Origin of the sequence: Streptomyces sp. 2A115 (assembly GCF_052245575.1) — a bacterium.
In the GTDB taxonomy this organism is placed as follows: Bacteria; Actinomycetota; Actinomycetes; order Streptomycetales; family Streptomycetaceae; genus Streptomyces.
This window is the reverse complement of record NZ_JBQQCG010000005.1, coordinates 117211-128662: the sequence shown is the minus strand read 5'-3', so window position 1 is coordinate 128662 and position 11452 is coordinate 117211. Positions and strand designations below refer to the sequence as shown.

The 11452-nt window shown below is 68.4% G+C and carries 13 protein-coding genes and 1 pseudogene; 6 read left to right on the top strand and 8 right to left on the bottom strand.

What is annotated here, in order from left to right:
- Positions 1-26: 26 nt before the first annotated feature.
- Complete coding sequence (locus ACTWQR_RS06685; protein WP_443225972.1) at positions 27-1163, bottom strand: acyl-CoA dehydrogenase family protein; 1137 nt, start codon at positions 1161-1163, stop codon at positions 27-29.
- Between the two features lie 157 nt (positions 1164-1320).
- Here ACTWQR_RS06685 and ACTWQR_RS06680 point away from each other — a divergent pair, with 157 nt between their 5' ends.
- A complete protein-coding gene (locus ACTWQR_RS06680) occupies positions 1321-2808 on the top strand; it encodes a PAS domain-containing sensor histidine kinase (protein ID WP_443225971.1) in 1488 nt (495 codons plus the stop codon).
- Positions 2809-2981: 173 nt separating this feature from the next.
- A complete protein-coding gene (locus ACTWQR_RS06675) occupies positions 2982-3251 on the top strand; it encodes a hypothetical protein (protein WP_443225970.1) in 270 nt (89 codons plus the stop codon).
- Positions 3252-3349: 98 nt separating this feature from the next.
- On the opposite strand, the gene ACTWQR_RS06670 is transcribed toward ACTWQR_RS06675, so the two are convergent.
- The gene (locus tag ACTWQR_RS06670) at positions 3350-4540 is read right to left on the bottom strand and encodes an RNA-guided endonuclease InsQ/TnpB family protein (protein ID WP_443225969.1); all 1191 of its coding nucleotides are present in this window, start codon (positions 4538-4540) and stop codon (positions 3350-3352) included.
- A 218-nt stretch (positions 4541-4758) separates the two neighbouring features.
- Between ACTWQR_RS06670 and ACTWQR_RS06665 the strand changes: the two genes are divergently transcribed.
- On the top strand, positions 4759-5196 hold the full coding sequence (locus tag ACTWQR_RS06665; protein WP_443225968.1) for an iron-containing alcohol dehydrogenase: 438 nt from the start codon (positions 4759-4761) through the stop codon (positions 5194-5196).
- 113 nt (positions 5197-5309) lie between these two features.
- On the opposite strand, the gene ACTWQR_RS06660 is transcribed toward ACTWQR_RS06665, so the two are convergent.
- The gene (locus ACTWQR_RS06660; RefSeq protein ID WP_443225967.1) at positions 5310-5930 is read right to left on the bottom strand and encodes a response regulator transcription factor; all 621 of its coding nucleotides are present in this window, start codon (positions 5928-5930) and stop codon (positions 5310-5312) included.
- Between the two features lie 40 nt (positions 5931-5970).
- Positions 5971-6531 carry a nuclear transport factor 2 family protein gene (locus ACTWQR_RS06655; RefSeq protein ID WP_443225966.1) on the bottom strand — a complete coding sequence of 187 codons (561 nt, stop codon included), beginning with the start codon at positions 6529-6531 and terminating at the stop codon, positions 5971-5973.
- Positions 6532-6816: 285 nt separating this feature from the next.
- On the opposite strand from ACTWQR_RS06655, the gene ACTWQR_RS06650 reads away from it, so the two are divergent.
- Both ACTWQR_RS06650 and ACTWQR_RS06645 read left to right on the top strand, forming a co-directional pair.
- A complete protein-coding gene (locus tag ACTWQR_RS06650) occupies positions 6817-7629 on the top strand; it encodes an alpha/beta fold hydrolase (RefSeq protein ID WP_443225965.1) in 813 nt (270 codons plus the stop codon).
- A gap of 196 nt (positions 7630-7825) precedes the next feature.
- Positions 7826-8458 (top strand): response regulator transcription factor, encoded by a 633-nt coding sequence (locus tag ACTWQR_RS06645; protein ID WP_443225964.1) that lies wholly within the window; start codon positions 7826-7828, stop codon positions 8456-8458.
- Between the two features lie 20 nt (positions 8459-8478).
- On the opposite strand, the gene ACTWQR_RS06640 is transcribed toward ACTWQR_RS06645, so the two are convergent.
- The 3 genes and pseudogenes from ACTWQR_RS06640 to ACTWQR_RS06630 all read right to left on the bottom strand — a co-directional run.
- Positions 8479-8655: a hypothetical protein gene (locus ACTWQR_RS06640; RefSeq protein ID WP_443225963.1), complete on the bottom strand. Its 177-nt coding sequence runs from the start codon at positions 8653-8655 to the stop codon at positions 8479-8481.
- 647 nt (positions 8656-9302) lie between these two features.
- Positions 9303-9548, bottom strand: a complete 246-nt coding sequence (locus ACTWQR_RS06635; protein ID WP_443225962.1) for a hypothetical protein — start codon at positions 9546-9548, stop codon at positions 9303-9305.
- A gap of 54 nt (positions 9549-9602) precedes the next feature.
- Positions 9603-9827: pseudogene (locus ACTWQR_RS06630) on the bottom strand (LysR family transcriptional regulator); the annotation flags it as partial.
- A gap of 138 nt (positions 9828-9965) precedes the next feature.
- Here ACTWQR_RS06630 and ACTWQR_RS06625 point away from each other — a divergent pair.
- Positions 9966-10322, top strand: coding sequence for a DoxX family protein (locus ACTWQR_RS06625; protein ID WP_443225961.1), 357 nt, complete (start codon positions 9966-9968; stop codon positions 10320-10322).
- 3 nt (positions 10323-10325) lie between these two features.
- On the opposite strand, the gene paaE is transcribed toward ACTWQR_RS06625, so the two are convergent.
- A complete protein-coding gene (gene paaE / locus ACTWQR_RS06620; RefSeq protein WP_443226096.1) occupies positions 10326-11444 on the bottom strand; it encodes a 1,2-phenylacetyl-CoA epoxidase subunit PaaE in 1119 nt (372 codons plus the stop codon).
- Between the last annotated feature and the right edge of the window lie 8 nt (positions 11445-11452).

Here is an 11452-nt window from a genome sequence, read left to right as displayed (position 1 = left end):
CTCCAGTTCCGGGTGGACGGGACGATTTACGGGAAGCCCGGGATGGTGGACGGCCGGCCCATCAGGAGGGCACCGGCGCCGTCGTAGACCGCCTGGCCGAGGGTGGCGTGGAGCTGCGGGACATGAGCGTCCTGGCGCAGCCGCTGCAGCGGGTGACTGTTGTTGATGATCCCCGCGCCGGAGATCCCGCAAAGATCGTGGACGACCTGCGCGGAGACGTCGGCGATGTTGGCCGATGACAGCCGGATCCGGGCGAGCTGTCGCGGGCTCACGTCATCTCCGGTGAGGACCGTCTGCCAGACCTCGTGGGCTACGTCGTAGTAGAAGGCACGGGCCGAGTGGAGCGCGGCGTAGGCCTTGGCGAAATTGGTGCGGTAGTAGGCCCTGTCCGCCATCGGCGGGGCTCCGGTGACCCCGGTCCGGGCGCCGGCCTGCTGTACGAACTCGAGCGCGGCCTGGGCGACGCCGAGGCCGACGGCCGCGTGGACCTGGGCCTGGAATCCGATGAGCGGGTAGCGGAAGAGTGGCTCGTCGATGGTGGACGGGCCGCCGCGGACAAAGGTCCACTCGCGGGGTACTTCGACATCGCGCACGACGACGTCGAACGACCCGGAGGCACGCATGCCCGTGACGTCCCAGTCCTGGACGATCTCCACCTGCGACCTGTGGAACAGCGCCACACGGGGCTTGCCCTCGGACGCCTCGTCAAGGAGACCGACGCCGATCAGATCGGCGCCCATGCAGCCGCTGGCGAACTTCCACCGGCCGTCCACCAGGAACCCCTTCGCGGTCTCGGCGGCCGGCTGCATCGGAAAGAGACCACCGGCGAACACCATGTCGGGGCCGCCCCGGTAGATCTCGGCCTGGGTATCGATCGGCAGACCTCCCAGGTACGTCAGGGCGGAGGCGAAGGCCACCACCCAGCCCGCCGAGCCGTCGACCTTGGCGATCCGCTCGACGATCCCAATAAACTCCGCGGGCGGGAGCGGCTCGCCACCGAACCGCTTCGGTGCCGCGGCCCTGTACACGCCCAGCGGCTTGAGCTTCTCGATGAAGTCGCGCGGTACGTAGCCCTGGGCGTGGAACTCCTCGCGACGCTCGGCCAGCTCGGCCAGCACCGAGTCCCAGGTCGCGGAGGGCGCCGCCTCGGGGGTCTGCGACATGACAGGTTTACTCCTCGTCTGGATCGGTGCCATCGACGCTAAGGAACGAGGAGTTTCGCGCCAATCGGGAATGCCTCGCCGGACTTAGGGAATTCCTTCAGTCCGGACAGGCTGCTCCGCATGGCGGCGTCGCGCCTGCGCCACATACGCTGACGGCATGCTGGTGGACTCCGACCTGGTCGCGTTGATGAATGCCTCGGACGTCTGCACGATCGTCCACGACGCGAAGACCAAGCGGATTCTCTGGGCGAACCCGGCAGCGTGCGCAATGCTCGAGTTCAGTCTTGACGAGATCCTCCCGCTGCGCGCCAACCACATCAGCAGCGCGGCACAGCAGTACGACCGGATCGTTGCGCGCGCCTGGCTCCAGGAGGCGATCGACAAGGGAACCAGCCGGCTGGAGTGGCGCCTTCGGTCCAAGTCGGGGCGTCTCATTCCGACGGACGCGGTCGCGGTCCGGGTGGAGCTCGCCGAGGGACCCGCGGTCATGGTGCAATATCGCGACATCGAGCGTGAGCGGCAGTCCGAAGCGGACCAGCGACTGGCCGAGTCGTACGTCGAGACGCTGACGCGCCACACCTCGACCGTCGCCTTCATGCTCGACGCGACCGGTGTGATCCGTTCGGCGACCGACACCGCGCTCGGATACCTCGGACTCACCGGCAACTCCGGCCTCCCCGGCCGGCCGCTCGCGTCGTACGCCGACCTGCGTGTCCGTGGGGAGTCCGCGCCTTGGGCCGACGTCGTGGCCGGAACGGACCCCATCGTTCCGGTCGGGCTCGAGATCAAGCAGCCGGACAGTCACCCCGTGTGGCTGGAAGGCAGCGTCGAACGGCTGCCGGAGCAGCAGGCCGATGCCTCCTATCTGATGATCATGCACGATGTCTCCGACCGGGTGCGCGGGGATGCGCTGCGAGAACTGGAGCAGCATCGCGAGAACTATCTGGCGCGCTACAACGTGATGGGGGACATGGCCATGGCCATCGCCCACGAGCTGGGCCAGCCGCTCGCCGCGGCCGGCAACTTCATCGCCGGGATCCAGGCGCACACCGAGGTCCTGGCGGCGAACGGCCGGCTGGCCGCCGAGGACGGCGGGCCACTGGAGTACGGCCTGGAGAGCGTGAGCCGTCAGATCGAGCGAGCCGCGACGATCGTCAACACGCTGCGGGCCTTCGTCGGGCATCTCGAGCACGTCGAGCAGGTTGTCGAGCTCAACGATGTGATCACTGAATGCCTCCCCTTCATCCGGTTGCGGGCCGAGCCCGCCGGAGTCCGGGTCAAGCTCGACCTTGCCGACCATCCGGTCCCGGTCCGCTGCGAGCGTGTTCTCACCGGGCAGGTCGTCCTCAACCTCTGTTTCAACGCGATCGAGGAAATGGCGGAGTGCGAGGCATCGTCCCGGCAGATCGAGCTCAGGACCGGCAGCCGTGGTGGGGAGGGTGTGTTCACGGTCGCCGATCGTGGCCGCGGACTGCGCCGGGACCCCTTCACCGAGTCCTTCACCGAGAAACCCGGTGGCAGTGGGATCGGCCTGGCGCTGAGCCATCGGATCATCACGCGCCAGCATGGGGGGATCTGGAGCGAGCACCGTGACGGCGGTGGCTCGACGTTCGGCTTCGCGCTTCCGCTGAGCATCACTACGTAAGGGAATTCCCCAGGGCGGGCGAGGAATTCTCGATATCCACACCTACGGCGTCCGTCCTACCTTCGAAAGCGGCCGGGAACCACCCGGGTTCGTCGCCGCAGAAGGACCGGCAGAAGGACCGGCAGAAAGAGATGATGCCGATGCCCGTGGAAGCGGATGCGCGATCGTCGTGCATGACTGACGAGAGCCGCCGGATGACGCTGACCTGTTACAACGACACCTTCGGCCATGGCTGGCGCCACGTGGATCTGTTCACCTACGACGCCGACGGCCGCGAGCTCAACTGGGTCCACTGGGCGGTGCCCGCAGACGGCCCCGACGCCGCGGACGAGGTCACCGCCGAGGTCGAACCCCGGCTCCGGCGGACCTCGCAGTGGCGGCACGGCGTCAGCGCCAGCGGCATGGACTACTGGCAGGCCGACGCGGCCTGGGACGAGACATGAGGTTCTTCCGGTCACCTTCTCGGCCGTGAACGGCCGAGCATGTGTACTCGGTCGTTCACACCTTGTCGCGCTCCCGACTGTCCCCTACGACAGGACGGTCACGGGTCGCATCTCCCCACGTTCCGGCCCGTTCGGGCCGGTGCGGGGACGGGTGCGGTGACGAACACCCACGCCGAGCGGGCGCGGTTGCGCACGTTGACCCCGGCGACGACGTCGGCGGGCCCAGCGAGGCCGCACCGACGACAGGAAAAGTGGTCCCGAGTGGACCGGTTGGCCCACTCGGTGTGTCCGCAGCGCGGGCAGCGCTGCGAGGTGTAGGCCGGATCCACTTCCAGGAATGGCACCCCGGCCCGGCGGGCCTTGTAGGCGAGGTGCTGTCCGAGCTGGTGGAACGGCCAGGAGGAGAGCGTGGCCCGCTGGTCGCGGCGAAGCCGTACCCGCTCGCGGATCCCGTCGAGCTGCTCGACGGCGATCCCGCGTTCGGTGCGTTGCGCGACGGACACGATCTCCTTGCTGATCCGGTGGTTCAGGTGGGTGGCATGACGCTGCTCCTTCTTCGCACGACGGGTCAAACGGCGGGTGGCCGAGCGGGTGCGTTTGGCCTGGAGTTCGGCGCGTTTGCGGGCCTGCCAGCGCCGGTAGCGGCTCAGGCGGCGGCCCTGGTAGTTGGTGCCGTCGGACGTGGTGGCGAGGTTGACGATGCCGCGATCCACGCCGATCCAATCGACCGGCTCATAGACCTCCGGGTCAGGGATGTCGCAGGTGGCGACGAGGAACCACTTTCCGTCCCGCTGGACCAGGTCGGATTCGCCCTTGCGGTGCTCGGCCAGTGTCTTGAGCTGGTCCGGCGAGCCGGTGTAGCGGATGCCGCGCAGCCGCCCGTCCACCGTCCAGATCGACACCGTGCGCGCGTCCATCTGCCAGGACAGGCACCGGTCGTCGAACGGCTGCGCCGCCTCCGGCCGGAAGCCGACCGGCGAGCCGACCGCCCTGCGGTACCGCGTCGATGACGGGCGTCCCAGCCGTCCCGCCTTCAGATTCGCCGCGAGCGCGCCATAGGCGTCCGCGACCTTCTTCACCACCCGCACTGCGGGCTGTGCCGACAGCCCGAACGCGGCCTTGATGTCCGCATAGACCAGTTTCTGCAGGCCGTTGCGGTCCTTCACACCCGTCTCGAAGGCAATCTGGGAGACGTGGTCGGCGGCCCGGTTGCAGGCGCGCAGGGTCGCCTCCAACACCGCCGCCTGCTGCGGCGACGGCAACAGCTTCACCTGCACCACCAGCTTCACGACCCCAAACCTAGGCAGCGCATCGCACGCCTGGGCGGACTTCGCACGCATTCACCCACCTTCGCGACCGTCCGCACGTGCGTGCGAAGTCTTCGACTTACCGGACAGCCATGTCGGCACTCCGTGCCCGACCATCGGACGCGGTGACGCTCCGCGTCACCGGTTCGAGATGCGATTCCTCCCCGGCGTGAACGCCGGGGCATCCTCGCAAGAATCAGGTGAAGTTCGTCCATGACACCCTGCCCCAGCGGGTGCGGTTCGCTTCGCGCGAGGCGGCTGGGCAACTGGCCGAGGAGGTCGGGGAACTCGGGGCGTCCCGGGTGATGGTGATCGCGTCCGAGGCGGCGAAGGAGTCGTCCGAGCGGGTCGCCGCGGGGCTGCCGGTGGTGGTGTGGCACCACGAGGTCGCGATGCATGTGCCGGTGGACGTCGCGTTCCGGGCGCGGGAGGCGGCGGCGCATGACGTGGACGCGCTGGTGGCGGTGGGTGGGGGCTCCAGCACGGGGCTGGCGAAGGCGGTCGCGCTGACCACGGGGCTGCCGATCATCGCGGTGCCCACGACGTACGCCGGCTCGGAGGCCACCAACGTATGGGGAATGACCGAGGCTGATCGCAAGACCACCGGCGCAGCATCCGGCCGGGACGCCCACGCCTGACGGCGGCCGATCGACGGCACCTGGTCGAAGGTGCGCTTCGACATCGTGCTGGCACCGGCGAGGGCCTGACAGCGAGCGTGCGCAAGTCAGGCCGACCGTCCCCGGCTCCCGATTCAGACGCTGATCCGAAACGACAGGATGTCCCGCACCAGGGCACCGAGGGTCTCGGCACCGGTCTTGGCCTTGATCCCGGCCCGGTGCACGTCGACCGTCTTGACGCTCGCGCCCAGCCGGCGCGCGATCAGCTGCCTCGACAACCCGTCGATCACCAGCCGCAGCACATCCCGCTCCCGTGGCGTCAGGCTCCGCAGCCGTTCCTCCACGCGTCTGCGATTCGCCTGTGCGGCGAAGGCGCGTTCGGCCTCGGCGAGCTGGGCTTGCACGATCTCCAGCATCCGCTGCGCCTCATAGGGTTTTTCCAGGAAGTCCACCGCTCCCGCCCGCATCGCCCGCACCGACAGCGAGATGTCGCCGTGCGCCGAGCAGAAGATGACCGGGGCCGGGTATTCGCGGCGGATCAACCGCTCCTGGAGTTGGAAGCCGCTGAGCCCTGGCATCCGGACGTCGACGATGACCACACCCGGTTCGCCGGGGTCGAACTCCGCCAGAAAGCTGGCCGCGTCCGGATAGGTGAGCGCGACGATCCCGACGCTCTTCAGGAGGAAGACCAGTGACTGGCGCAGGTCCTCGTCGTCGTCGACGATGTGGACGACCGGTGACTCCCGCCGCGTCACTGCTCTCCCCTCCGTATCAGCGAGCATGCGCTGGACACGGTTACGGCCGCATCAGCACTGACGCCGACGGATAACTCCCGGCGAAATTCGCCGGCAGCGGAGCGACGAAGACGTTCTCGGTACGAGTCCGGGTGATCTTCCAGGCGCCGTCGATCCTGCGGAAGGCATTGTTGAGCCGACTCGATCGCAGCAGGGCCTGACCGTCGGAGAACAGCCAGGGCTGCATGTGGATCCACTGGCCGGTAGCCTTGTCGCCCTCGACATGAATCTGTTCCGACGTCAGATAGTGCGCGTTGAGGAGCAGCGCCGGGTCCTGCTTCTCACCCCAGAAGGTCTCGAAGTGCGCGCGGATCGCGGCATGGCCCTCGGCCCGGCCGAACTGGCCGTCGTAGTACTCCCCCACACCCTCCCAGACGGCGTCCTCGGTGTAGAGCTCCATGATCAGATCAATGCGATGGGCGTCGTCGGGGACACCGAACTCCGGGCATGGTGTGTCACAGAGGAACATGTAGCGTGCCTGAACCCGGCGGATCTCCGCCTCGGCTTCCAGCGCCCCGATCCGCTTGGTCAACTCCGCGATGGTGGCGTCTTGCGTCATCATTCTTCCCTTCCGCGGCAGCAGCCTGCCGGTGGTGACTGCCGGTCACACGGCCGTTCGGCCGATCCCGAGGCTAGGCGTCCGCTCAGGTCCATGGATGGCCGTGGTTCGGTGAGCGGTCCCTTCGCGGCAGAGGGTGCGCAGTACGGCGCCGACCCGGACGTGGCCTGCTCAGCGCGCGGTGGCTCGGTTCGCTGAACGGACCAGCCCATGGCCTCGACCGGTCCCGGAGCCCGACACTGACGCCACTTGGCACTCCCGCGTTCCGTTCTGCTTCGAAGGAGGCTCATGTCCGACATCACCGTCCGCTACGGCTACGTCGATACGCCGCTCGGGCAGCTGCACTACGCCGAGGCCGGAGCCGGCGAGCCGATCATCCTGCTGCACCAGACGCCGCGCTCGCTCGACGAGTTCACGGAGGTGCAGCCGTTGCTCGCCGCCGAGCGTCGAGTGATCGCGATGGACATGTACGGCTTCGGCCTGTCCGCGAAGCCGCCTGCGCCACAGACCATCGAGCAGTACGCCTCCGGCGTGTTCGCTCTCGCCGACGCACTGGGCCTGACCACATTCGCCGTCCTCGGACACCACACGGGCATGTTCGTGGCGTCCGAAGTCGCCGCGGCCGCTCCCGACCGGGTGACCGCCGCGGTCCTGTCCGCCGGTGCGTTTGCCGACGCGCACTTCCGCGGGCCCGCGGCCGACTCGGATGTCGACACCGCTGAGAAGCGGGACGACGGCAGTCACCTCACGACGCTGTGGGCGAAGCGTGCTCCGCTCTACCCGGCCGAATGTCCCGATCTCCTCGACCGTTTCATCCGGGATGCCCTCGCTCCGGGGGTGGATCCCCGAGAAGGCCACCTGGCCTGCACCCGCTACGTCATGGAGGACCGTGTCGGTCTGGTCACCGCGCCCGTGCTGCTAATCGCGGCCACGGCGGACCCGGCGTCCTACCCGCACTCCGAGAAGCTGTCCAAGGTCTACACCAACGCCGACACCGTGAAGGTCCGCGAAATCGACGGCGGCATGATTCCCCTGATGGAGCAGAAGCCGACCGAAGTGGCAGACGCGGTCCTTTCGTTCCTGGCCGCAGTCGGCGATTGAGGCGCGGCAGCGACACCTCCTGGCCGGAGTTCGGCGTCCGGGACGAAGCGCACCGCGTTGGGAGCAGAGACCCCTGAGACGCAGGCCGGTTCAGCGCGCCGCCGCGGTGAGACGGCCCGGCGACACACCGCGGCCTCTGTGCGCATGGGTCGTGACCGCGTTCCTCGTCCGGGAACCAACCCGGAAGGCAGGCTGCATGACATTGCTGGAACGGCCTCGGCACAACCCCATCGTCCACATCGTCGACGACAGCGAGGATCTCCGCAGGTCGCTCGTCTTTCTCTTCCAGAGCGTGGGCATCCAGGCGCTCACCTACGCAGACGCGACCTCGTTCCTCGCCGAGTTCGACCCGGACGAACCGGCGGTCGTCATCGTCGACGTCCGGATGCCCGGGCTGAGCGGCTTTCAGCTGCAGGAGCGGCTGCTCGAACTCAACTACCCGGCACCTGTCATCTTCTGCTCCGCACACGGCGACATCCCGATGTCGGTGCGAGCGCTGCGGCACGGGGCCGTCGACTTCCTGCAGAAGCCCTACCAGCCCCAGCGAATGCTTGAACTCGTGCAGGACCAGATGCTGGAGGCACGTCGGCGGTTTGCCGAGCACGCCCGCCGCAGACAGGTCCTCCGACGTCTCGAAACACTGACCCAACGGGAACGCGAGGTGCTCCGGCACGTCATCGACGGACTACCCAGCCAGGTCATAGCCCGCAGGCTCGGCGCCAGTGCCAAGACCGTCGACGTCCACCGTGCGAGGATCAAGGCCAAGACAGGTTCGGAAGGCCTTGGCACGCTCGTCCACGACATCCTGCTTTACGAGATCGACGTCTAGTGTCTCCTGACCTGATTGTGTTATCTCGAGTTGTTATTGACGAGTTTCTTCACCCTGATCTGAACGAGTCGCACCTTGGCGAGGATCTCGTCGGCAGCGGCGGTCCAGGTGAAGGGTTTCGCCCTCTCGTTCCAGGAGTCGATGTAGTCGCGGATCTGCTTGATCAGGACCGTGATGGCCCTCGGCCCAGTCGTCACCGATCAGCAGCACCCTGCCCTGCCCGTCCGATTCTTCACCGAGGGTGCAGCCCGCGGAAGACACGGCACACGCTCTGATGGATCCAGTGCTCACGCCCAGCAGGCGGGCACGCCGCCCCATCAGCGGTCTGGCCTTCCAACCGACTGCAGGGCACGGTCCGACCTCACAAATCGGACGCCTCCGAGCCCAAGAGTGCTCACCCACCGGCGGCGCGGAACCGAGTCTCCCGATTCACCCCGCAGGCCCCATGAGAGCTCCCAAGCCAGACGAGTGGGTTATATGCCGGTGCTCAACCTCGGAGGTTGCCGTACGGTTCGCCCGCACCAGTGCCACCAACTGTCTCGACCGGTCCGCCCCGATCCCTAGCTCTTTGCCCAGAGACTCAGCCGAGACCGGGCGCTGATGCAGATCCCGATGCCGGGCATCGACCTGCCAGGCACGCCCCAACAACGGATCCTCAGAGGCTCGATCAACGCCTCCGTCAGCCTTGGCACCTTCTGCCATGCGATGCTCCACATCCACCCGTGCAGCCGGCCGATGCGCCAACAACTCCACCGACAACAACAGCGCGACCGGCAGCCACCCCACCACCAGCACCGGCTTCCACGCCAGTGCCGGGCGCCGGCCGGTCGGTGTGATGGGCGACTCAGAGCTGGGGTTTGTCCCGGGCGAAGGTCCGCACCGGGCGGCGAGGGGCGAGCCGCCTGATCTTGATGCCTGGCTGCGGTGTGGCTGCGCGCTGGTGGTCGCGGGGGTTGCGGCGTAGCCTGACCGCTTTCGTCGCCGCGGCCGCCGTGCCGGCCTTCTGATACAGCGCCGCCTTCGACACCACCGTCGTGCTGCGCGTCGGCGCTCGCGCCGTCGCCGAGGTGGACTCATACAGCAACGGCACCGGCCTACTGCTCTACGAGCTGCGCTCGATCAATGACATCCGGCACTCGGAGGCCGCCTGCAGTCCGGGCACCCCGGCTGCCAGTGCACGGCCCGGTTCGGTCAGGGCCATGCCGACCCGGGAGCGCGTGAACAGCTCCACGCCCAGCTGGGCCTCCAGCTGCCTGATCTGCTTGGTCATCGCCGGCTGCGACACGAACAGCTGTTCCGCGGCGCGGGTGAGGTTTCCCTCCCGCGCGACCGCGGCGAAGTACCGCAGCAGTCGCGTGTCGACATCCATGCCCTCAGGTTATGGAGGCGGGTACTGGACCCGCAACGCCGGGCTCGAAGAGGGTGGAGGGCAGGAAAGAAGAGGACAGGACCGAAGAGAACGAGAAGGGCGGAACACATCGCCTTGCTCCCAGCCCGTGGAGGATCCATGTTCGCCGCGTACGTCGCGGTCAACCTGCTGACCGCGACCGCTCTCGGCTACGGCGCCTATCTGGACCTGGTCGGACACGAGTCGATCGCCACGATCGCCGACCGGCTGAGTGTCCCCCGGTCGTGGATGGTCCCGTTGGGCACCCTCCTCGGTGCGGGTGCCGTCGGGCTACTGATCGGCTTTGTCGTGCCTTTGATCGGAACGGCGGCCGCGGCATGTCTCGTCCTGTACTTCCTCGGCGCGATAGGCGCACACCTGCGGGTGGGCGACCGCCGACTCGGCTCCGCGGCCGCCTTCCTCTCACTGTCCGTCGCCGTGCTGGCGCTGGGTCTGGCACACCGCGGCGCCTGGTGAACCTCAGCTGTCGTAGTCGACGGTCAGCGTTTCGGAGACCGGGAACGACTGGCAGGTGAGGACGTAGCCGGCGTCGACCTCGGCGGGTTCGAGGGCGAAGTTGCGGCGCATGTCCGCCTTGCCGTCGGTGACCAGGGCGCGGCACGTGCCGCAGACGCCGCCCTTGCAGGCGAAGGGCAGGTCGGGCCGGGTCTTCTGGGCGCCGTCGAGGATGGGGCGTTCGCGGGACAGGGCGGAAGTCGTGGAGCGGCCGTCCAGGGTGACGGTGACCTGGCTGACCGGGCCCTCGGCGGCGGCGTCCTCGTGGCGCAGTTCCCGTACGGGCTCGTCGTCGGCGTAGAACAGCTCCTGGTGAACTCGGTCATCGGGTACCCCGAGGCCGGCCAGGACCCGCTGGGCGTCGCGGACCATGCCGTGCGGGCCGCACAGCCACCAGTGGTCCGCGGTCTTCACGTCGACGAGCGAGTCGATGAGGGCGGACAGCCGGTCGGCGTCGAGACGGCCGGAGAGCACCTCGGCCTCCCGGGGCTCGCGGGACAGCACATGGGCGAGCTGGAACCGGGTCGGGTACAGGTCCTTCAGGTCGGCCAGTTCGTCGGCGAACATCACGGTCCCGGTGCGCCGGTTGCCGTAGAAGAGGGCGACGGTCGAGCGAGGGTCCGCGGCCAGCACGGACTCGGCGATGGACAGCATGGGCGTGATGCCGGAGCCCGCCGCGATCAGCACGTGATGGCCGGGGGCGGCGAGGTCGGGGGTGAAGGCGCCGGTGGGTGCCATCACCTCGACGGTGTCGCCCGGGCGCACGTCACGCACCAGCCAGGACGAGAACAGTCCGCCCGGCACCACTCGTACGCCGACGCGCGGAACCGATCCGGCAGGAGAACAGATGGAGTACGAGCGGCGCTCGTCACGGCCGTCGATCTGGCGGCGCAGGGTGAGCGACTGGCCGGGCGCGAAGGCGAACTCCTCGGCCAGCTCCTCCGGGATGTCGAAGCTGACCGCGGCCGCGTCCTCGCACAGCGGTTGAACGGCGGCGACCCGCAGGGTGCGGAAGACCGGACGGCGGCGGGTACGCGGCCGTACCGCCAGGTCGGGGGCGGGGGCATGGGCGGCCGGGCCCATCACGTCTT